Origin of the sequence: Gluconacetobacter dulcium, from assembly GCF_014174165.1 — a bacterium.
Taxonomy (GTDB): Bacteria; Pseudomonadota; Alphaproteobacteria; order Acetobacterales; family Acetobacteraceae; genus Gluconacetobacter; species Gluconacetobacter dulcium.
In genome coordinates, this window is the sequence record NZ_JABEQN010000015.1 from 98,447 (window position 1) to 119,534 (window position 21,088).

Below are 21,088 nucleotides of genomic sequence, written 5' to 3' on the forward strand. Positions count from 1 at the left end.
TCAAGACACTGACGGTGCTGCTGTGCAAATGGCGCTTTCAGCGCCCCCGCGCCAGCCAGCCCCGGTGCCAGAACCACAACAGCGGAACGACGATCGACGCAGCCATCAGCGCCAGCGAATACCAGTAGCCGTATTTCCAGCTCAGTTCCGGAATATCGTGGAAATTCATGCCGTAGATGCCGGCGACCAGCGTGGGCGCGACCCCGATGAAGCTGACCACGGTCAGGATCTTCATGCCGTTATTCTGCTCGATGCTGATGAAGCCGAGTGTGGCATCGAGCAGGAACTGGACCTTGTTGGAGATCTGCGACACGAAATCGTTCAGCGACACGATATCGCGCGCGACCGTGCTCATCCGGTCGCGCAGCTTTTCGGACAGGTCGTGCTTCTTGTTCTCGCTCACGAAGATTGCGATCCGTTCCATGCCCAGCAGGCTGTCACGAACCGAGGAGGCCAGGTCGCCCGATCGGCCCACCCGGCGCAGCAGCGTGCGCAGCATCTGGTCGGCCCGGCCGGCCTGGCGCGGCTGGTCGGCCTGGAACACGTCGCGCGACAGCGTATCCAGCGACTGGCCCAGATGTTCGAGGATATCGGCCATGCGATCGACCACCGCTTCCAGCAGCAGGACCGAGACCTCGTCGCCGCTGTAGCTTTCCTTGCTGCCGGCGATCTGCTTCGCGATCAGGTCGAACGAGGAAAATTCGGTGAAGCGGATCGTCAGCAGCCTGTCGCGCATCAGCACGAAGCCGACCGGCGAGACGAAGAAATCGTCCTGCACGCGCCGGACCAGAGGCGTTGAGAGGTAAACGGCGTCATCTTCCATGAATAGGCGGGAGGAACTCTCGATTTCCTCCAGGTCGGCGCGGGTCGGGATGCGCTGGCCGGTAATCCTGGCTGCCTGGGCCTGTTCATCCGGCGTGGGGTCCAGCAGATCCAGCCAGGCGATGCCGGTGGCATCGGCATCGGTAACGATCGGCCGAGGCGGCTGACCGGGACAATGGGCAACAAACATGGATGCTGTCTTTCTCCGCTTCCCCGCCTTATTCCCCGTATCGGTGGACCCACGGCGTGTGTCAAATCACCCCGGCCTCTCTATCTGGGCGTGACGAGACGAGGCTGGTAATTTTCCGTCATGCGGTCCAGAACACCCGATATCCTGCATCTAATCGGGTCCGGAGAACGACGTGAGCGCAGCAGACAGCAGCGGAACGGAACGCGGCGCAGCGGAGACGCTGCCCAACAGCCTGCGCGCCGGGCCGGACCCGCGCGGCCGTTTCGGCATCTTTGGCGGCCGGTTCGTGGCCGAGACATTGATGCCCCTGGTCCTGGAACTGGACGCGGCCTATGCGGCGGCGAAGGCCGACCCCGCCTTCCGCACGGAACTGGACTATTATCTGAAGGATTATGTGGGTCGCCCCAGCCCGCTCTGGTTCGCCCGGCGCCTGACCGAGGAACTGGGCGGCGCGCGCATCTATATGAAGCGCGAGGAACTGAACCATACCGGCTCGCACAAGCTCAACAACGTCATGGGCCAGATCCTGCTGGCCCGGCGCATGGGCCGCAGCCGTATCGTGGCCGAAACGGGGGCCGGCCAGCACGGCGTTGCCACGGCCACCGTCTGCGCGCTGTTCGGGCTGAAATGCACCATCTATATGGGCGCCACCGACGTCGAGCGGCAGAAGCCCAACGTGTTTCGCATGCGCCTGCTGGGGGCGGAGGTCGTGGCCGTGACCTCCGGTGCCGGCACGCTGAAGGATGCGATGAACGAGGCGATGCGCGACTGGGTGACCAATGTGCGCGACACCTATTTCCTCGTCGGCACCGTGGCGGGACCCCACCCCTACCCTCAGATGGTCCGCGATTTTCAGTCGGTGATCGGGGATGAGACCCGCGTGCAGATGCAGGAAGCCGAGGGGCGCCTGCCGGATGTGATCGTGGCGGCCATCGGCGGCGGGTCGAACGCGATGGGCATCTTCCACCCCTTCCTCGATGACCCGTCGGTGCGTCTGGTCGGCGTCGAGGCCGCCGGCCGGGGGCTGGATAGCGGCGAGACCGCGGCCTCGATCCTGCGGGGGCGGCCGGGCGTGCTGCATGGCAATCGCACCTATCTGCTCCAGGACGAAGACGGGCAGATCGACGAGGCGCATTCGATCAGTGCCGGTCTGGATTACCCTGGGATCGGGCCGGAACATTCCTGGCTGGCCGAGATCGGGCGCGTGGAATATGTCGGCGCGACCGACGACCAGGCGCTTGCGGCCTTCCAGCTCTGCACGCGGACCGAAGGCATTATCCCGGCGCTGGAAGCCGCCCATGCCCTGGCGCATGTGGCCGTCATCGCCCCCACGCTCAGCCCCGAGACGCTGCTGGTGGTGAATATCTCCGGCCGGGGAGACAAGGACATCTTTACCGTCGCCGCGCATCTGGGAGTGACATTGTGAGCCGCATCGCCCGCCGCTTCGCGGCCCTGAAGGCGCAGGGACGTGGCGCCCTGATCCCCTATTTGCAGGCCTGCGATCCGGATTACGATACCTCGCTCGCATTGCTGCGCGCCATGCCGGGGGCTGGTGCCGACCTGATCGAGGTCGGTGTGCCGTTCAGCGACCCCAGTGCCGATGGTCCGACCATCCAGTTGGCGGCGCGCCGGGGGTTGAAGGCGGGTGCCAGCATGGTGCGCGTGCTGGAGATGGTCGCCCGGTTTCGCGAGGACGATGCCGATACGCCGATCATCCTGATGGGCTATCTGAACCCGATCGAAGCCTATGGCCATGCTCGTTTCTGTGCCGATGCGGCCCGCGTGGGCGTGGACGGGCTGATCGTCGTCGACATGCCGCCCGAGGAAGCCGATCTGCTGGACGGGCCGGCGTGGGCGGCCGGGCTGGATATCATTCGCCTCGTGGCGCCGACCACCGATGATGCGCGCCTGCCCATGGTGTGCGGCAGTGCCTCGGGCTTCATCTATTATGTCAGCATCACGGGGGTGACGGGTACGCGCACCGCCAGCAGCGACGAACTGGCGGCCGCCCTGCCGCGCCTGCGCGCCGCGACCGATCTGCCGGTGGCCATCGGCTTTGGCATCCGCTCGCCCGAGCAGGCCGCCGCTGCCGTTCGTGCCGCCGATGCCGCCGTGGTGGCCTCGGCGCTGATCGCCACGCTGGAAGACTCGCTGGACGAAGAAGGCCGCGCGACACCCGACACCCTGCCGCGTGTGCTGGCGCAACTCTCGGACCTCGCAAAGGCCGTCCGTTCGGCGCGCTGATAAGAAATCGGTTTCCAAAGGCCGCCGGCCTTTGGCGGGGTTCGGGGCAGCGCCTCGACCCAACCCTACGCCGCCCAGCATTACGGCACCCGCGCACCCGATTACGTGACCAGTGCCGTGCATGCCGAGGGTGCCGACCTTGAGGCAATCGAAAGACAGGTCGCGGGCAAGGGGTTGCGCGAGGCGCGGCGTGTGCTGGCTCCGTTGGGCTGCGCGTTGTTCATCGACGTGACGGCACCTCTGTCCGCGCTGGCTGATAGCTGGCTACAGACGCTGGAACTGCTGCGGGACGTATCGCATGTGCGCGATTGTGCGGTGGCGGAATGGATGTCCTTGCTGGGCGGGGTAGAGGAAGACGGCAGCTTCACGCTGGATGTCGCGCGCTTTCTGGCGGTACCGGCCTGAATTCTCCGGGCTTTGCGCTTGCCCGGCGGCATTGAGAGAACCATCTGGCCTTTCTGGTACCCTGCTTGTAAGAAGGCGGGTTTCTGGTCGCCGCTGTGCGCCGTGTGTGATGGAGTGATGTGATGAGCTGGCTGACCGATTACGTCCGCCCCAAGATCCGCGGTCTGCTCAAGCGCGAGGTGCCGGACAATCTGTGGACCAACTGTGAATCGTGCAGCCAGATGATTCTGGTGAAGGATCTGCATAAAAATCTGAATGTCTGTCCGCATTGCGGTCATCACATGCGCGCGACGGTGGGCGAGCGTTTTGCCTGGACGTTCGATGAGGGGGCCTGCACGCGGATCGACCTGCCCAAGGTTGCGGTCGATCCGCTCTCGTTCCGCGACCGCAAGCGCTATACCGACCGGCTGAAGGACGAGCGCGCGAAATCGCAGCTTGATGAATCCATGGCGGTGGCCCACGGCAAGATCGGCGGGCACGACGCGGTGGTGGCCGTGATGGCGTTCGAATTCATCGCCGGTACGATGGGGGCTGCGCTGGGCGAAGGCTTCGTGGCGGCGGCGCGGCTGGCGATCCTACAGAAGGCGCCGCTGATCGTCTTTACCGCTTCGGGCGGTGCGCGCATGCAGGAAGGCATGATCAGCCTGATGCAGATGCCCCGCACCACGGTGGCGGTGCAGATGCTGCGCGATGCCGGACTGCCCTATATCGTCGTGCTGACCAACCCCACCACCGGCGGCGTTACGGCCTCGTTCGCCATGCTGGGCGATGTGCAGATCAGCGAGCCGAACGCCCTGATCGGGTTTGCCGGCCCGCGTGTGATCGAGGATACGGTGCGCGAGAAACTGCCCGAGGGCTTCCAGCGCGCGGAATATCTGCTGGATCATGGCATGATCGACATGGTGACCAAGCGTGCCGACCTGCCGGCCATGCTGGGCCGCCTGATCGGCCTGTTGAACCATCAGCAGGTCGCGGCGCCGCTCCGCCCGGCAGCCTGACCGCGCCGATGAGCAGTTCGCCGACGATGCTGGGGCCGGAATTCGTCGGTCGTGCCGGGGCTGTTCTGGAGAGGCTGAACCAGCTTTATCCGGCCCTGATCGACCTGTCGCTGGGCCGGCTGGAGGCTCTGCTGGGGCGGCTGGGTCATCCGGAAAACCATCTGCCGCCGGTGATCCATGTCGCCGGCACCAATGGCAAGGGGAGCACCTGCGCCAATCTGCGAGCCATCGGCGAGGCTGCCGGCTGGCCGGTGCATGTCATGACCTCGCCGCATCTGGTGGACGTGACGGAGCGCTTTCGCGTTGCCGGCCGCATCGTCTCGACCGACGAACTGGTGGCGGTGCTGGAAGAGGTCGAGCGCGTCAACGATGGTGCGCCGATCACGGTGTTCGAGGTGCTGACGGCTGCCGGCTTCGTGCTGTTCGCGCGGCATCCTGCCCGTCTGGCGGTGATCGAGGTCGGGCTGGGGGGGCGTTTCGACGCCACCAATGTTCTGGCCCGGCCTGCCGCCTGCGCGATTGCGTCGATTTCCATGGATCATGAAGCGTTTCTCGGCAACAGTCTGGCCGCGATCGCTGCCGAGAAAGCGGGAATCATGAAGGCTGGTGTGCCGGTGGTGACCGGCTATCAGGCGCCCGACGCCATGGCGGTTCTGCGTGCCCGGGCGGTGGAATGCGGGGCGCGCCTGCTTGTGCGCGACGAGGACTGGGAGATCATGCCAGTGGCGGGCGGCGTGCGTTACACGGACGCGCGGGGCGTGCTGGACCTGCCGGCTCCTGGCCTGCCGGGGGCGCATCAGGTGGATAATGCCGGGCTGGCGGTGGCGGCGCTGCGGGCCAGCGGGTTGGCGGTGCCGGAAACCGCGTGGGCGGGCATCGCCCGCACCGAATGGCCGGCCCGCCTGCAACGGCTGGATGGCGCGCTGGCCGCCCTGCTGCCGCCGGGTTGGGAAATGTGGCTGGATGGCGGGCATAATCCCGGTGCCGGCCACGCGCTGGCCGACATGCTGGTCGGCTGGTCGGACCGGCCGGTTCATCTGGTCGTCGGCATGAAGCAGACCAAGGATGCCACGGGCTTTCTGGCCCCTTTGCTGGAACGTGCCGCCAGCGTTCAGGCGGTGGCGGAGCCGGGGCAGCATCTGGCCTTGCCGGTTGAGGCGATCGTGGCGGCGTCTTCGGGGCGTGCCATTCCCGGCCCTACCGTGCGGGCGGCGCTGGCGCGTCTGGCGGACGAGGCGGATGGTCCGGGGCGGGTGGTGATCTGCGGCAGCCTGTATCTGGCGGGGGTTGTCCTGGCGCAGGACGGCTGGGTCGCGAAGTGAGGTAGGGTCTTCTTTTTCTGAAGAAAAAGAAGCAAAAAGACTTTCATTCGCTCGGGAGCCTTGTGCTGGGGACATACGATGTCCCTGATCGAATCAAAGTTTTTTGGTTCTTTTTTTCAAAAAAGAACATTCTTGAAGGCTGCTCCATGACACATCGCCACAAGGTTATTTTCGACACTGACCCCGGCGTGGACGATGCGATGGCGTTGTGTTTCCTGACCCGGCGGCCGGAATTCGACCTGCTGGCCGTGACCACGGTGCATGGCAATCTGGACATCGGCACCGTAACGCGCAACGCGCTGTGGCTGGCCGAGCGGCTGGCACTGGATGTGCCTGTGGCGATGGGCGCGGCTACGCCGCTGGTGCGCCCGGCGGGGGCCGGCGTGCCGCATGTGCATGGGGCGGGTGGGCTGGGCGATCTGACGCCGCCGGCGCATCTGGCGCGTACGATCGATCCGCGCCCTGCGTGGCAGGTGATCGTGGATATGGTGCGCGCCCATCCGCATGAGGTGACGTTGATCGCCATCGGGCCGCTGACCAATCTGGCGCTGGCCCTGCGGCATGACCCCGGCATTGCGGAACTGGTGGCGGGTGTAAGCCTGATGGGGGGTGCGTTCGGCACGCATGGCCATAGCGGCAATGTGTCGCCGGTGGCGGAAGCCAATATCCTGTCGGACCCCGAGGCGGCGGACCTGGTGATGACCGCGCCGTGGACGGTTACGATCCTGGGGCTGGATGTGACGCAGCAGGTGGTGATGGATGCCGCCTATCTGGACCGTCTGGAAGAGCGGGGCGGGCCGGATGGGGCTTTTCTGCGGGCGGTGTCGCGTTTTTATCAGGGCTTTCACGAACGCTCGCGCGGGTTGGCCGGCATTTTCGCCCATGACAGTCTGGCGGTGATCCAGGTTATGGCGCCGCATCTGTTTACGCTGCGGCATGGGCCGGTCCGGGTGGTGTGCGGTGGGCTGGCCGATGGACAGACGATTCAGAAGCCCGTTGGTGTGCCCGGCGCGCCCGCCCCGGCCTGGGATGGCGCGCCGTCATGTGCCGTGGCGGTGGATGTCGATGTGGGCGGTGTGCTGGCGCTGTATGCGGATACGTTCATCGTGTGACGGTTTGTGTCGGCTGGCGGTCAGGTGAGGTGGCGATCGTGGTCTTCGTTCGGGGGCTTTGTGCTGGCGACAGGCAATGTTCCTGAACGGATAAAAGTCTTTTTGCTCCTTTTTCTTCAGAAAAAGGAGATATGCTCTCCGGGGCGCATGGAGATATGAATGGGTGAGATGGTGATCGTAGCCTATCGGCCAAAGCCCGGTCAGGAACAGGCTCTTTTGGAACTCACCCGTCATCATGTGACGGCCCTTCGCCGCCTTGGGCTGGCTACGGATCGTCCAGCATTGACCATGCGCTCCCGAGACGGCGTTATTGTCGAGATTTTCGAATGGCATGATGGCGCTATTCATACAGCCCACGCCCATCCGGACGTTCTGGCGATGTGGGAACATTATGCTGTTGTCTGCGATTATGTGCCTTTGAACGAATTGCCGGAAAGCCGCGATATGTTCGCGCAGTTTGAACCTATCGACCTCTGACGAGGGACATTTCAACCGCGATTGACGGTGGATGGAAAGGTTTCGATTTCATCGCGCGTGCACAGGCGATGTTTTTCGCCGGTAAATGCCTCATGGATATCCCGGTGTCCGGCATAGGAGTTGGCGTTCGTGCGTGTCCGGTATTCCGAACACCATTGAAGCAGGGCTGAGCGCGCGTCCGGATCTTCTCCGCTTTTGATGGGGCGGTTGATGAGATTACGGATGCATTCTTCCTCGGGAAGCACGAGCCAGACAAGGATTGTCGCGCGCGGCAGGGCTTGCCGGGCCAGCCAGCCAAAGACACCTTCGATAATCCATCCGTCCTCCCTGGCGGCGGCTTGTACCGCCTCTTTCGCGTCATCGGGGGGACGGCGGAGGTTGAAGCCTCCGGGCATCCAATGCAGGGCATCGAGTTCGATCGCGGGGATTGCGAAATGTCGCTTCAGGCGGTTCGCCAGTCAGGTTTTTCCCGAGCCGCTGTTCAGGCGCGCCTGATCTTTTCGTAACGGGCTATCAGCCGGGTGCGTCGCAGGGCGGAGAGGCGCTGTATCCAGAATAGGCCGTTCAACTGGTCGATTTCGTGCTGGTGGCAGATTGCGCGCAGGCCATCGGAGTCTTCGATCTGCTCTTTACCGTCGAGGTCCTGGTACCGTACGCGGACCCTGGCCGGGCGTTCGATCTGTTCGGTGACGCCGGGCATGGAAACGCTGCCTTCCTCATGCCGGATCGTCTCGTCGGATGCCCAGATGATTTCCGGGTTGACGTAGGTGCGCGCGCCCGATGTGTCGCGCAGGTCCAGCACCACGACGCGCAGCGCCACGCCGATATGCGGCGCCGTGATGCCGATGCCGGGCGCGGCCTGCATCGTGTCGAACAGGTCGGCGGCCAGTGTGCGAAGCGCGGCGTCGAACTGCGTGACCGGCTCGGCCGCCTGGCGCAGGCGCTGGTCGGGATACAGGACGATCGGGCGCGCGGGCATTCCGACGCCTCCCCAGGGTCAGAGGAAGGGGGCGGCGCGGACGCGGCCGACCGTCAGTCCGTTCCAGTTGCGGATATCGTGGGTTGCCAGGTCGCGCAGCACGGCGTGGTCGCGGGTTTCGGGGCCGAGGAAGCGCATCAGCAGGGTGGCCATGGCGACTTCGGCGGCGCGCGGGGCGCCGTCATGGCATTTGACCGCGATGCCCAGACCCTGTTCGGGCAGGCTGGCGGCCATGATGCCCTCTGCCCCCATCTTGCTGAAGACGGCCGGCCCGAGCGCCTGCATCAGTACCGTGTCGAAGCGGCCGCTGCCGCCGACCATGAAGGGGGCGTTGGCCACGGCGGCGCGCAGCCGTGCCGCCGCGCGGTCGCGTTCGCGGCCCAGGCCGTGGCCGGTGCCGAAGCGGGCGAAGCCGTGGGCCAGGGCGCGCATCGGGATGGCGTAGGTCGGGATCGAACAGCCGTCGATGCCGCGATTGTCTTCGCCGTGCGCCGCATCCGTGATGTCGGCCAGAGCGGCCGTGACCTCGCGCATGATCGGGTGGGCGGGCTGGATATAGCCGGCCGGGTCTTCGTCGCGGTCGCAGGCCAGGCAGATGAAGCCGGCATGTTTGCCGGAGCAGTTGTTATGCAGGGCGTTGGGTGCCCCGCCCGAGCGGGCCAGGGCGTGGGCGGCGTCGGCGTTCGTCGGCCAGTGGGTGCCGCATTCGAGGCAGGAGACATGACGCCCTGCCCGGCCCAGCATCCGCGCCGCGACCGCGACATGCGCGGGCTCGCCGTTGTGCGAGGCGCAGGCCAGTGCCAGTTCCTCGTCATCCAGGCCCAGCCGCTCGGCGGCGCCGCTTTCGACCAGCGGCAGGGCGAGGAAAGCCTTGACCGCCGAGCGCGGGTAGGTCGGCAGCGCGATGTCGCCCAGCGCGAACACGACATCGCCATCGGCGTCCACCACCACGGCCGTGCCGGCATGGCGGGATTCGACGCGGCCGCCGCGCTCGATCTCGGCGATTGCTGTGTCCATTGGGGCGTCGTCCTCGGGGGTCAGGTGTTGCCGGTCAGGAAGTAGCTCGGGCTGCCCGAACTGCGGGTCGAATCCGGATCGTCCTCGACCAGGTCGTCGATCATGAAACGCTTCATGCGCAGCACGGCGATATCGGCTTCGCTGGCATCGTCGTCGTCGGCCAGCAGGGACAGCCAGTAGGGCACGCCGCCGCGCTCGGTCAGCAGCAGGGGGTGGCGGCGGCTCATGATCACGCCGTCGCGGAGCATGGCTTCGGCATTTTCGTTGGTCGTGATGTGGTACAGATAGCTGTCGGTGGGGTCGGACGCTTGCAGGCCGCGATAATGGACGCGGGCCAGTTGCAGGGTCTCGGCGTCCAGATGCGTGACCTGCCGCCGGGGGGGCGGGGGCTCGACCTTCGGCGGGGGGGCGGGGAGCGGCGATGTGAACAGGTCGTTCTGGCCGGTTTCGGCCTCGTCGCGCAGCGGGCGGGGCGCGCGGGGGCGGCGGGGTGCGGGGTGGGTGGCCGCACGGGCGGGCACCGGCTCGGGCAGCGGCAGTTCGGCGGTATCCGGGAGGATGCGTGCCATGGCAAAATTCCGTCGCAGGGTGGCTACGGGGTCGGGGTCGGGCAGGCTTTCGGCCAGGATATGCCGGCCGCGCCGCCGCCAGAACAGCGCCAGGGCCTGGGGGCCGTCCTTTGCCGCGATCCGGGCGCGCGGGCGGCCCTGGATATCGTCGATCCGGAAGATCATGCGTTCCGCATTCCGGGTCGTCAGGCCGGTCGGCCTGACCCTGTAGCCGTTTCTCACCATAATCCTCAGTCGTGCCGTTCGCCCGTGATGTCTGAAATCGTCCGTCGTGCCTATGCCGTTGCGGCGTCGCGGCAGGCGGCGCAGAGCCCTTCGGCCTCGACGGTCGAATGATGCACCGTGAAGCCGATCTGCCGCGTGGCGTCTATCAATGCGTGCAGGATGCCGTGATCGTCCAGTTCGGTCACCTGACCGCAGCCGGTACAGATCAGAAACTGCGCCGCGTGAGGATGGCCGGCTTCGGCATGACTGCCATCCAGCGTGTGGGTGCAGCCGACGAAGGCCGACAGGCGCTCGATCTTGTGGATGAGCCCCTCTTCCAGCAGAAAATCCAGGGCGCGATAGACCGTGGGCGGGGCGGCGCCCTTCTTGTCGGCGCGCAAGCCGTCCAGCAGGTCATAGGCGCCGACCGGGCGCGCGGCCTCCAGCACCAGGCCCAGCACCTGGCGCCGCAGATCGGTCAGCCGCGACCCATGCGCGGCGCACAAGCGCTCGGCATTATCCAGCCGAGTCTCGGTCTTTTCGGCGAAAATCGTTGCCGCCATGCCTGCCGCGCCATGCCCCCGATCTGTCCAGAGATGCCGCCCGCGCGGCTCCCTGGTTTCCATACGCCGGAAAGCGCGTTATATGAAGGCTCCAAATATGTTACATTATAACGTGTCTTGACCTGCCAACCCTCCTGCTGACGGCCTCCCGCGTGTCTGCTGACCTTATATTCCCCCTTCGTGGTTCCCGTTCGGGCGTGGTGCGCCTGATCTGCGCGTGGCTGATGGCTGTCATGCTGGTGGTGTCGGGGGCGCGGCCGGCCCATGCCGGCAGTCCGATTGCCGTTGTGGCCGCCGAAGCGGTGTGGGGCGATATCGCGCGTCAGGTCGGGGGGGCGGATGTGGCGGTGAGCAGCATTCTGACCAACCCTGCGACTGATCCGCATGCGTTCGAGGCCAGCCCGATGGATGGGCGGCGGCTGGGTGCCGCGCGGATCGTGATCGCCAATGGCGGGGGATATGACGGATGGCTCGACCGGCTGATGGAGGGGGGCGGAAATGCCGGCCGGCCGGTGGTGCTGAACGTGGCGGCGCTGGTTGGCTGGCGGGACGGCGATAACGCCCATTTCTGGTACGATCTGGCGATGGTCCGCGCCGTCGCGACGGCGTTTGCCGCCGATTGCGGCGCGATCCTTCCCGATCGCCGGGCGGCGGTGCAGGAGCGTCTGCAACAATTTCTGGACGCGCTGGGGCCGCTTCAACAGCGGATCGACCGGTTGCGGGCGCGTTATCATGGGGTGCCGGTTGCCGCGTCCGAACCGATTTTCGGCCTGATGACGCGCCAGATCGGGCTGACGATGCATGACGGGGATTTTCAGCGCGCGGTGATGAACGGCACCGACCCCGGCCCGTCGGAGGTCGCCGGGTTCGAGCGGGACCTGACGGAGCGGCGGGTGCGGATGCTGATCCTGAACGAGCAGACGACGGGGCCGGCCACCGACCGGCTGGAGCAGTTGGCGCAGGGCGCCGGGATTCCGGTGCTGCATGTCGGCGAGAGCCTGCCGCCCGGCATGCGCTATCAGGACTGGATCGCCGGGATGCTGGATCGTCTGGATCAGGCGCTGGCCCATGCTCCGCCTGGGGGGCCGACATGAACGGGCACGGTGCGTGCTGCGGCGGCCCGGCGCCTGGGCCGGAAGCGGCCGCCATGCCGCCGGTGGATATGGCGCAGGTCACGCTGCGCATCGGCGCGCGCACGATCCTTTCCGATGTTGGCCTGACCGTGCCGGCCGGGGCCTTTGTCGGCATGCTGGGGCCGAACGGGGCGGGCAAGAGCAGCCTGATCCGCGCCATTCTGGGCGTGGTGCCGGTATCGGCCGGGCGGATTGCGGTCTTTGGCCGGCCGGTGGGGCGCGGCAACCACGATATCGGCTATCTGCCGCAATTTCCGGCGCGTTCCGCGCCGCGCCTGGACGGGCGCAGTTTCATTGCCGCCGCCCTGCATGGCGAGCGGTGGGGCCTGCCCTGCGACTGGCGGCCCGGCCGGCATCGCCGCCATGACGCGATGGAGATCGACCGGGTGCTGGATCTGGTGGGGGCCATGCATCTGGCCCGCCGGCCGATCGACCATCTTTCGGGCGGCGAGCGCCAGCGGCTGTTGCTGGCGCAGGCCCTGCTGGGGCGGCCCCGGCTGCTGCTGCTGGACGAGCCGCTGGCCAGCCTGGACCCGCATCGCGCGCGCGAAGTGGTGGCGCTGGTGGACCGCATCCGCCGCCAGCTTGGCATTGCGGTGCTGTTTTCCACCCATGATCTCAACCCGCTGCTGGGGGTGATGGACCGGGTGCTGTATGTGGGGCGCGGGGCGGCGCGGCTGGGCACGGTGGACGAGGTGGTGACCAGCCCGGTGCTGAGCGCGCTGTATGGCGTGCCGGTCGAGGTGATCCGGGCGAACGGGCGCATCTTTGTGGTGGCCGACGGAGTGGTTCAGTCGTGAGCGGGCGGGAGTAGGAACCGGGCATGTTCGCCTTTGAATTCATGCGCCATGCCTTTGCCGCGACGGGGATCGTGGCGATCCTGTCCGGGCTGGTCGGTTATTTCATGGTGCTGCGGGGCGAGAGCTTTGCCGGCCATGCGCTGTCGCATGTCGGCTTTGCCGGCGCGACGGGCGCGCTGCTGGTGGGGATGCCGCCTTTCTGGGGGCTGATGGGGGCCACGGTTCTGGCCGGGGTGGCCATGGGGCTGGGCGGACGGGGCACCACGCAGGGGCGGGATGTCACGATCGGGCTGGTCCTGTCCTGCATGCTGGGCTGCGGGCTGCTGTTCCTGCATTTTCTAACGACATCCGCCACCCGTGCCACGGCGCTGCTGTTCGGCAATGTGCTGGGGGTGGACCGGGCGATGCTGGGGTGGCTGCTGGTGCTGGGCGCGGGGTGCGTGCTGGCCATGGCGGCGCTGTCGCGGCCGCTGCTGTTCGCCAGCCTTCAGCCCGAGACGGCCGAGGCGCGGGGTGTGAACCTGCGGCTGGTCTCCACCGTCTTTCTGGCCATCGTCGCGGTGGTGACGGCGGAATGCGTGCAGATTACCGGCGTGCTGCTGGTCTTTGCGCTGATGGTCGGGCCGGCGGCGACGGCGCAGCGCCTGACGGCGACGCCGGGATGGGGGATCGTGCTGTCCGTGCTGCTGGCGATCGGGGCGGGCTGGGGCGGGCTGGCCCTGTCCTGGTGGACCGACTGCCCGGCGTCGTTCTGGATCAGCGCGCTGAGCACCGTTGCCTATCTGGCGGCGGGTGCGTGGCGGTTTACCGAACGGGGGGCCGGCGCCGACCCGGCCTGAACGGCGGGTTCAGGACGGGAGGGACCAGCACCACCATGCCATCAGGGCCAGGGTCGCCCCCAGCCCGGCATGCAGGGCGAGCAGCACCGGACCGGTGATGACGGGCGGCGGTTTCAGGCGGCGGTGTGCGGACATCGCATGGGTCCTCCGGAGGGCGGGCGGTCAGTGGTCGTGGCTGTGGGGCAGGACGTGGTAGGCGCGGTTGAAATAGACCAGCCCGCCCACCGGCTCGCCGATGCGGATGGCTTCGACCACGCCGAACATGACGCTGTGGGTGCCGACTTCGACGATCCGGTCGATCCGGCAGTCGAAGGAGGCCACGGCTTCTTCCAGCGCCGGGGCGCCGGTGGCCAGCGTTGTCCAGTGGCCGACGGTGAACCGTTCGTACATGTCCATCGGGCCGGCGAAGGTGCCTGAAATGTCGCGCTGGCCGGCGGAGAGCACGTTGATGCACAGCGCCCCGCCGGTATGGAACGCCGCGCGGGCGCGCGAGGCGCGGTTCATGCAGACCAGCAGCGTGGGCGGGGCGTCGCTGACGGAACAGACCGCAGAGGCGGTGAAGCCCACCGGGTCCTCCAGCGTGCCGGTCGTGACCACGCTGACCGCCGCGCCCAGCCGCGCCATTGCGTCCCGATAGGTCTGGGAATCCACACTCATGTCCGCGCCCTTCCTGCCGTCGTCCATTCCCGTAGGGCCGACATCTTCACCGTTGATGGTTCTGGCATAGTATCACGCCAGGGAAAACGGAAGGAACGTACCATCATGCAGGCCGACGCGACAGACGATACGCTGCTGATCTCCCGCCAGGGGCGCCTCGGGCGGCTGACGGTCAATCGGCCCAAGGCGCTGAATGCGCTGGATATTACCCTCTATCGCGCCATCGGGGCCGCGCTGGCGGCGTGGCGGGACGATCCGGAGGTCGAGACGGTGCTGATCGACAGCACCAGCCCCCGCGCCTTTTCGGCCGGCGGGGACCTGCGCGCGCTCCATACCCTGGCGCTGGACGTGGGGCCGGACGCGGCGGCGAGCGTGTTCCGGGCGGGGTATCGGCTGGTTTCGGTGCTGGCGGGATACCCCAAGCCGATCGTGTCGTTCATGGACGGGATCACGATGGGCGGCGGGGTCGGGCTGGGCGCGCATGTCCGTCACCGGATCGTGACCGAGCGCAGCGTGCTGGCCATGCCCGAGGTGGCGATCGGGCTGACGCCCGACGCGGGCGGGTCTTACCTGCTTTCGCGCGTGCCGGGGCTGTACGGGTTGCGTCTGGCGCTGACCGGCGGGCGGATGAAGGGCGGGCAGGCGGTGGTGGCGGGCTTTGCCGACCGCATGCTGGCGGCGTCGGACCTGCCGGACCTGGCGACCGCCCTCGCCCGCCGGCCGGCGGGCGAAGTGGTGGACCTGGCGCCCGCCGCCCCGCGTGAGGGGCAGGAGGATCTGGCGGCGATCAATGCGCTGTATGACGCGCCGGACCTTGCGACCATTCGCGACCGGCTGGCGCGCAGCGACGCGGCCTGGGCGGCCGAAGACCGGGAGGCGATGGCGCAGGCCTCGCCGCTCTCGCTGCTGGTCACGTTCCGCGCGTGGCATGCCGCGCGCCGCCTGCCCGACCTGAACACGGTGCTGGAGCAGGAATACCGGCTGATCGGCAACCTGCTCCGCCTGCCCGATTTCACCGAGGGGGTGCGGGCCAAGATCGTCGACAAGGACAATGCGCCGCGCTGGCTGGACGGCGCGGCGCTGGACGAGGCGGCGATCGAAGCCTGTTTCGCTCCGCGCCCCGATACGCTGGATCTGCCGGTCTTTTCCGAACCGGTGTGAGCGTAGGCCGTTTCATCTGAATTCGGTGTGCGCCGTTGGCCCATGTCCGCGATCCGAGGTTTTGATTCATGCCGTTTTCCGCCGCCTATCATCCCGTCCGCGCGCATCTGACGCTGGGCGATGCGTTTTATGACCCCGTGGAAGCGGCGCGCTTTCCCGCGCATATCCTGCGCTTCCGCAACCAGGACGCGGCGGCGCGGATCGGGCTGGAGACGCTGACCGATGCGGAATGGGTCGAGCATCTGGGCCGCTTCGTGCCGCTGCCCGACGGGCTGCCGACGCCGCTGGCGCTGCGCTATCACGGGCACCAGTTCCGCCAGTACAATCCGGACCTGGGCGACGGGCGGGGGTTCCTGTTCGCGCAGATGCGCGATGCGCGCGATGGCAGGGTGCTGGATATCGGCACCAAGGGCAGCGGCCGTACGCCGTGGTCGCGCGGCGGGGACGGACGGCTGACCCTGAAGGGCGGGGTGCGCGAGATCCTGGCCAGCGAGATGCTGGATGCGCTGGGGGTGAACACCTCGCGGACGTTGAGCGTGATCGAGACCGGCGAGCGGCTGCACCGGGGGGACGAGCCCTCGCCCACCCGGTCGTGCGTGCTGGCGCGGCTCAGCCATTCGCATATCCGTGTGGGAACGTTCCAGCGCCTTGCCGCGCTGGAGGACCGGGCCAGCCTGACGCGCCTGGTGGATTATGTGATGGCCACCTATTTTCCCGACCGCCATGGCGAGGGGAATGCGGCGACGGCGCTGTTCGATATCGTCTGCACCCGCGTCGCGCGTCTGGCGGCCCAGTGGATGGGGGCCGGGTTTGTGCATGGCGTGCTGAATACCGACAATATCAACATCACGGGCGAGAGCTTCGATTACGGTCCATGGCGCTTCCTGCCCCGATACGATCCCTCTTTCGTTGCCGCCTATTTCGACCAGTCGGGTCTGTATGCGTTCGGGCGCCAGCCCGAGGCCGTGCTGTGGACGCTGGCGCGGCTGGCGGAATGCCTGATTCCGTTAACGGAAATTGATGATCTCCAGAAGATTTTCGACGATTTCCCTGATCGTTGTGAAATGGAGATGAATAACGTCATCGTGAAACGGCTTGGCTTGTCTTCCATTTCCAGAAATGACGATCGGGATCTGTCGTCGGCGACATGGACGTTTCTGGAACGATCGGGAATAGGATTTGAAAATCTGTTCTTCGACTGGTATGGAGGAGCACAGAGCAGGCATCGGGCGCTGAACGGCCCCAATGCCCATTTCTATACGGGTGCGGAATTCGAGCCGTTGCGTCAACGGATCGAGGGCTATTCCGCCCGACCGGATCTGGATCTTTCCAGTCCGTATTTTTCCCGATCCGTTCCCTGCACCATGCTGATCGATGCGGTGGAGCGGATATGGCAGCCGATCGCGGACCAGGATGACTGGAGCATGCTTGATGACACGCTCGCGTCGATCCGGGAGATGAAGGGTGCCCTCTCGCCCGCCGCCTGACCGGCGGGCCTGATTCGGGGAGACCGGCATGGCAATCGGGCCATGTCGGGGCGTCTGTGGAGCAAGGAGTTCCAGGGCAGTTTTTTCCGGAGCCTGTCGGGAAATGCGCGTCGGATCGCCATCAGCGCGCGCATTTTCCAACAGGCTCCGAACAGGGAGAATGGAATGCAGAATTTCTCGCCGCAATCGACAAGTTTGGCCCAGGTGTCCGAATACGAAATTTCGGATAACGCGCGGCTGACACTCTGGCTCGCAGCCGCCGTGGCCGCCATCTGTGGCGGCCTCTACGGCTACGACACCGGCATCATTTCCGGTGCCCTGCTGCTGATTACGCGGGATTTCCATCTGGGCAGCACCGATCAGGAACTCGTGGCCTCCGCGATCCTGGCCGGCGCGGTGATCGGTGCCGTGGGCACCGGCTGGCTGTCGGAACGGTTCGGCCGCCGCACCACCGTCATGATCGTGACCGCGCTGTTCGTGACCGGCGCCCTCGCCTGCTCGATGGCGCCGGATGTCGGCACGCTGATTGCCGCCCGTGTCTATCTGGGCCTTGGCGTCGGCGGATCGACGCAGGTCGTGCCGATGTATATCTCCGAACTGGCGCCCGCCGCGCAGCGCGGGCGGTTGGTCACGCTGTTTAACGTGGCGATCGGGATCGGTATCTTTCTGGCCAATATCGTCGGGTTTGCGATGCGCGATGCGTGGGGCTGGCGCCCGATGATCGCGATCGCGGCGGGGCCGGCGCTGTTCGTGTTCGTCGCCATGTTCTTTCTGCCGCGCAGCCCGCGCTGGACGGCTGAAAACAGGGGATTGAAGGCCGCGATCCGCGAACTGATCAAGGTGCGCACGAGTCATCGTGAAATCCATAAGGAAATCAAGAAGATTCACGCGGCTGCCGAAAATGTTTCCGACGAGCAGCGGGGGTGGCGCGGCCTGTCGCAGCCCTGGGTGCGCCCTGCCCTGGTCGCGGCGTTCGGCGTGGCGTTCTTCACCCAGTGCGGCGGGCTGGAGATGATGATCTATTATGCCCCCACCTTTCTGTCGGATGCCGGGTTCGGCCATTCGGCGGCGCTGCTGGCCAGCGTGGGGGTGGCGGTCGTCTATCTGGTGATGACGTTTACCGGGTCGATGGTCGTGGACCGGATTGGTCGGCGGCGGCTGATGCTGATCATGGGGCCGGGGTCGGTGCTCAGCCTGATCGGGCTGGGGCTGATGTTCATGATGCATCCCGACAAGGGCAGTGTCGGAAGCTGGATGATCATCGTCTTCCTGCTGCTGTTCATGATGTTCAATTCGGGCGGCATTCAGGTGGTCGGCTGGCTGCTGGGGGCCGAGATGTTCCCGCTGCCGATGCGCGGCACCGCGACCAGCCTGCATGCGGCCACGTTGTGGGGCAGCAACCTGCTGGTGACCAGCACGGCGCTGACGCTGGTGCAGACGATCTCGCTGGGTGGGACGATGTGGTTCTATGCCGGGGTGAATCTGGCTTCAGTGCTGTTCGTGTATTTCCTGGTTCCGGAAACACGGGGTGCTTCGCTGGAAGATATCGAAAAGGCGCTGAAGGAAGGGCGTTTCCGGCCGCGTCGGGGCCAGACGGCCATCGTGGAACAGTAAGCGTGCTCGGGGGCTTTGCCCCCGAACCCCCACCAAAGGCCGGCGGCCTTTGGAAACCATTATGTATTAACAATTGGGTTTCCAAAGGGCGACTGCCCTTTGGTGGGTCAAGGGCAAAGCCCTTGTTCACCGGCCAGCACCACCCGTTCCGTTACATCGGGAACGGTAAACCCGAAGATCCGGCCATAGAAATCCAGTTCCAGTTCCAGCGCGCGACGCACCGTTTCCTCGCGCCGGAACCCGTGGGCTTCGCCTTCGAACGTATAATGCGCGTAGGGGATGTTGCCGCGGGCCAGGGCGTCCGCCATGGCCTGTGCCTGCGCGGGCGGGACCACGGCGTCGGCGAGGCCGTGCAGGAACAGGACCGGGGTGCGGATGGCGTCGGCCTGGGTCAGGGGCGAGCGGGCCAGATAGGTGGCTTCGTCCTCGGGCCACGGGCCGACCAGGCTGTCGAGATAGCGGGATTCGAATTTATGGGTTTCCTGCGCCAGGGCGCGCAGGTCGGTGACGCCGTAGAGGCTGGCGCCGGCGGCGAACAGGTCGGACCCGGCGAGGGCCAATAGCACGGTCAGGCCGCCGGCGCTGCTGCCGCGAATGGCGATGCGGGCGGGATCGACGCGGCCGGTGGCGATCAGGTGGCGGCAGGCGGCGATGCAGTCTTCGACATCCGCGACGCCCCACTGCCCTTCCAGTTGGCGGCGATAGGCGCGGCCGAAGCCGGTGGAGCCGCGATAATTGACATCGACCACCGCGAAGCCCCGGCTGGTCCACCATTGGACCTTGAAGGCGAAGGCATTGCCGGCGCGGCCGGTCGGGCCGCCATGGGCCATGACGATCAGCGGCGGCTTTTCGTCCGCCGGGCCACGGAAGCGGCTGTTGGCGGGGGGATAGAAGAAGGCGTGGCCGGTCTGCCGCCCATCGGGCAGCGGGAAGCGGATGGTCTCGGCGCGGGCGATGTCGCCGGGGGCAAGACCCAGCGTGGTGGCGGCGCGCAGGAGGTGCGACGGGGCGTCGATGCGGCCATGGCGGATGGCGGGAGCGCCGTCCGGCGGCGTGTCGAGCCACGCGAACGATCCGTCCGCCAGCATGGACGGGCATTGCGCGGGGTGGCCCAGCGCCACCGGGCGGGCGGTCGCGCCGGTGAGGTGCAGGGTGCGGGCCTCGCCGTCCTTGATGGCGATGGCCAGGATCGTGCCGTCGGGAAGCGGCTGGTAGCTGCGCTGGCCGAACACCCAGTGGGGCAGGCCGATTTCGGCGTGCATCGGTGCGACGGGCTCGGGCGCGCCGTCCGGCACCGTCCAGCGGAGCAGGTTCCACCAGCCGTCGCGGTCGGAGGCGGCGAGCAGCGTCGTGGGCCCGGCCCAGGCCGGTTCGATGACCGAGGCGCCGTCATCGGCCAGCGTGCGGAGGTCGGTCAGCGCGGCGGTGCCGTCCTGTGGTGTCAGGCGGCCCAGCCGCAGCCGCGTGGCATCCCACGGCATGGCGGGGTGGTCCCATTCGATCCAGGCCAGCCACGCGCCGTCGGGCGACGGGCGGGGGGAACTGACGAAATCGGGGCCGGCGACCAGCACCTGTCCGGCCTGCTCCGCCGGGTTGGCGTCGCGGTCGGTGGCGAAGGCGACGAGGGTGGAGAGTGGCTCGCCGGGCGCGCGGTGGTCCTCGCGCACGCAGAACAGGGCCGTGCCCTCGGGCGAAAACGCGAAATCGGCGAAGCGCAGGCCCGGCACGGTGCTGAGCGCGCGCGGAGCTTGGCCCGGCGTGACGATCCAGAGGCTGCCGTCCGGGCGGTGGCTGAAGGCGACGCGGTTGCCGGATACGGCATAGGCGCCGCCGCCATATTCATGGGCGCGGGTGCCGATATCGAACGGGGCCGGAGTGACATCGCGGATGCCGCCGGCGGCGGTCCAGCGCACCAGCACGGTTCGGCCGGCCTCGGCGGGGCGGGTTTCCAGCCAGTACACCGCCTCGCCGTCGGTCTGCACGCTGCCCAGCCCGATTGTCTTTCCGGCGACCAGCGCCGTCGTCACCGGCGAGGGCCATGTGCCGTAGGGCCGGGTGGCGGGGTCGGTCATGCGGGGTCTCCTGTTGCGGGGAATGGCCGGCTGGCTTTCGCCGAACGCTCCCTGTGCGTAAACTGGTGGTACGGGTCCATCACAGAGAACACGAGCGCCGATGACGCAGCAACGGTCCACCAGCGCGCAGCTTGACGCGATCGTCACCGACCTGTTGGCCGAGGCGACGCGCTGCCTCGCGCCCGGCAGGATCGACGACCTGATCCGGGCGTGGGTGCCCGGCACGGGCGACGACCTGCCGCCCGACGCCGCGTTGGCGCGCAGGACGCTTGCCCTGACGATGGCCGCGACGCTGACATTGTTCACGCCTTCGGGCAACTGTGTTGATCATGTGATCTGCAAAGTCTGACCTTTCTGGATCATGGCATTGAGGATGACGAGAAGCTGGCGTGCGATGGCGATAAGGATGGTCTTGGGTGCCTT

General features: G+C 67.0%; 22 protein-coding genes and 1 pseudogene. 14 read left to right on the forward strand and 9 right to left on the reverse strand.

Annotated features, from left to right (window positions below):
- Positions 1–37: 37 nt before the first annotated feature.
- Complete coding sequence (gene corA, locus HLH25_RS12915; protein ID WP_182974443.1) at positions 38–1,012, reverse strand: magnesium/cobalt transporter CorA; 975 nt, start codon at positions 1,010–1,012, stop codon at positions 38–40.
- 172 nt (positions 1,013–1,184) lie between these two features.
- Here corA and trpB point away from each other — a divergent pair, with 172 nt between their 5' ends.
- The 7 genes and pseudogenes from trpB to HLH25_RS12950 all read left to right on the forward strand — a co-directional run bounded on the left by trpB (position 1,185) and on the right by HLH25_RS12950 (position 7,570).
- Complete coding sequence (trpB, locus tag HLH25_RS12920) at positions 1,185–2,438, forward strand: tryptophan synthase subunit beta (RefSeq protein WP_310888881.1); 1,254 nt, start codon at positions 1,185–1,187, stop codon at positions 2,436–2,438.
- Complete coding sequence (gene trpA, locus HLH25_RS12925; protein WP_182974444.1) at positions 2,435–3,256, forward strand: tryptophan synthase subunit alpha; 822 nt, start codon at positions 2,435–2,437, stop codon at positions 3,254–3,256. The genes trpB and trpA overlap by 4 nt, the downstream gene beginning before the upstream one ends.
- A 6-nt stretch (positions 3,257–3,262) precedes the next feature.
- Positions 3,263–3,598, forward strand: a pseudogene (locus HLH25_RS12930) (hypothetical protein); the annotation flags it as partial.
- Between the two features lie 185 nt (positions 3,599–3,783).
- Positions 3,784–4,659: an acetyl-CoA carboxylase, carboxyltransferase subunit beta gene (gene accD, locus HLH25_RS12935; RefSeq protein ID WP_182974445.1), complete on the forward strand. Its 876-nt coding sequence runs from the start codon at positions 3,784–3,786 to the stop codon at positions 4,657–4,659.
- 8 nt (positions 4,660–4,667) lie between these two features.
- Complete coding sequence (locus tag HLH25_RS12940) at positions 4,668–5,981, forward strand: bifunctional folylpolyglutamate synthase/dihydrofolate synthase (protein ID WP_182974446.1); 1,314 nt, start codon at positions 4,668–4,670, stop codon at positions 5,979–5,981.
- A gap of 146 nt (positions 5,982–6,127) precedes the next feature.
- Complete coding sequence (locus tag HLH25_RS12945; RefSeq protein ID WP_182974447.1) at positions 6,128–7,093, forward strand: nucleoside hydrolase; 966 nt, start codon at positions 6,128–6,130, stop codon at positions 7,091–7,093.
- Positions 7,094–7,252: 159 nt separating this feature from the next.
- Positions 7,253–7,570 (forward strand): hypothetical protein, encoded by a 318-nt coding sequence (locus tag HLH25_RS12950; protein ID WP_182974448.1) that lies wholly within the window; start codon positions 7,253–7,255, stop codon positions 7,568–7,570.
- Between the two features lie 11 nt (positions 7,571–7,581).
- Here HLH25_RS12950 and HLH25_RS12955 read toward each other — a convergent pair whose 3' ends face one another.
- The 5 genes from HLH25_RS12955 to HLH25_RS12975 all read right to left on the reverse strand — a co-directional run bounded on the left by HLH25_RS12955 (position 7,582) and on the right by HLH25_RS12975 (position 10,902).
- Positions 7,582–7,965, reverse strand: a complete 384-nt coding sequence (locus HLH25_RS12955) for an AAA family ATPase (protein ID WP_182974449.1) — start codon at positions 7,963–7,965, stop codon at positions 7,582–7,584.
- Between the two features lie 86 nt (positions 7,966–8,051).
- Positions 8,052–8,549, reverse strand: coding sequence for a peptide deformylase (locus HLH25_RS12960; protein WP_182974450.1), 498 nt, complete (start codon positions 8,547–8,549; stop codon positions 8,052–8,054).
- 18 nt (positions 8,550–8,567) lie between these two features.
- On the reverse strand, positions 8,568–9,566 hold the full coding sequence (locus HLH25_RS12965) for an asparaginase (RefSeq protein WP_182974451.1): 999 nt from the start codon (positions 9,564–9,566) through the stop codon (positions 8,568–8,570).
- 20 nt (positions 9,567–9,586) lie between these two features.
- A complete protein-coding gene (locus HLH25_RS12970) occupies positions 9,587–10,300 on the reverse strand; it encodes a hypothetical protein (RefSeq protein ID WP_246402206.1) in 714 nt (237 codons plus the stop codon).
- A gap of 110 nt (positions 10,301–10,410) precedes the next feature.
- A complete protein-coding gene (locus HLH25_RS12975; protein ID WP_182974453.1) occupies positions 10,411–10,902 on the reverse strand; it encodes a transcriptional repressor in 492 nt (163 codons plus the stop codon).
- 152 nt (positions 10,903–11,054) lie between these two features.
- On the opposite strand from HLH25_RS12975, the gene HLH25_RS12980 reads away from it, so the two are divergent.
- From HLH25_RS12980 to HLH25_RS12990, 3 genes are read left to right on the forward strand one after another with little or no spacing between them, the layout of a single operon-like run.
- A complete protein-coding gene (locus tag HLH25_RS12980) occupies positions 11,055–11,996 on the forward strand; it encodes a metal ABC transporter solute-binding protein, Zn/Mn family (protein ID WP_310889100.1) in 942 nt (313 codons plus the stop codon).
- A complete protein-coding gene (locus HLH25_RS12985; protein WP_246402211.1) occupies positions 11,993–12,835 on the forward strand; it encodes a metal ABC transporter ATP-binding protein in 843 nt (280 codons plus the stop codon). Before HLH25_RS12980 ends, HLH25_RS12985 begins: the two co-directional genes overlap by 4 nt.
- Before the next feature lie 23 nt (positions 12,836–12,858).
- A complete protein-coding gene (locus tag HLH25_RS12990; RefSeq protein ID WP_182974454.1) occupies positions 12,859–13,674 on the forward strand; it encodes a metal ABC transporter permease in 816 nt (271 codons plus the stop codon).
- Between the two features lie 9 nt (positions 13,675–13,683).
- Here the strand turns inward: HLH25_RS12990 and HLH25_RS20565 are convergent, their stop codons facing one another.
- Complete coding sequence (locus HLH25_RS20565) at positions 13,684–13,809, reverse strand: hypothetical protein (RefSeq protein ID WP_259654544.1); 126 nt, start codon at positions 13,807–13,809, stop codon at positions 13,684–13,686.
- A 27-nt stretch (positions 13,810–13,836) separates the two neighbouring features.
- Entirely contained in the window at positions 13,837–14,331 is a 495-nt protein-coding gene (locus tag HLH25_RS12995) for a flavin reductase (RefSeq protein WP_182974455.1), read from the reverse strand.
- A 105-nt stretch (positions 14,332–14,436) separates the two neighbouring features.
- On the opposite strand from HLH25_RS12995, the gene HLH25_RS13000 reads away from it, so the two are divergent.
- The 3 genes from HLH25_RS13000 to HLH25_RS13010 all read left to right on the forward strand — a co-directional run bounded on the left by HLH25_RS13000 (position 14,437) and on the right by HLH25_RS13010 (position 18,593).
- The gene (locus HLH25_RS13000; protein WP_182974456.1) at positions 14,437–15,492 is read left to right on the forward strand and encodes an enoyl-CoA hydratase/isomerase family protein; all 1,056 of its coding nucleotides are present in this window, start codon (positions 14,437–14,439) and stop codon (positions 15,490–15,492) included.
- Between the two features lie 68 nt (positions 15,493–15,560).
- Entirely contained in the window at positions 15,561–16,979 is a 1,419-nt protein-coding gene (locus HLH25_RS13005; protein ID WP_182974457.1) for a protein adenylyltransferase SelO, read from the forward strand.
- A gap of 165 nt (positions 16,980–17,144) precedes the next feature.
- Positions 17,145–18,593 carry a sugar porter family MFS transporter gene (locus HLH25_RS13010; RefSeq protein ID WP_182974458.1) on the forward strand — a complete coding sequence of 483 codons (1,449 nt, stop codon included), beginning with the start codon at positions 17,145–17,147 and terminating at the stop codon, positions 18,591–18,593.
- Positions 18,594–18,700: 107 nt separating this feature from the next.
- On the opposite strand, the gene HLH25_RS13015 is transcribed toward HLH25_RS13010, so the two are convergent.
- Positions 18,701–20,665, reverse strand: coding sequence for a S9 family peptidase (locus tag HLH25_RS13015; protein WP_182974459.1), 1,965 nt, complete (start codon positions 20,663–20,665; stop codon positions 18,701–18,703).
- A 100-nt stretch (positions 20,666–20,765) separates the two neighbouring features.
- Here HLH25_RS13015 and HLH25_RS13020 point away from each other — a divergent pair, with 100 nt between their 5' ends.
- Positions 20,766–21,014 (forward strand): hypothetical protein, encoded by a 249-nt coding sequence (locus tag HLH25_RS13020; protein ID WP_182974460.1) that lies wholly within the window; start codon positions 20,766–20,768, stop codon positions 21,012–21,014.
- Positions 21,015–21,088 lie beyond the last annotated feature (74 nt).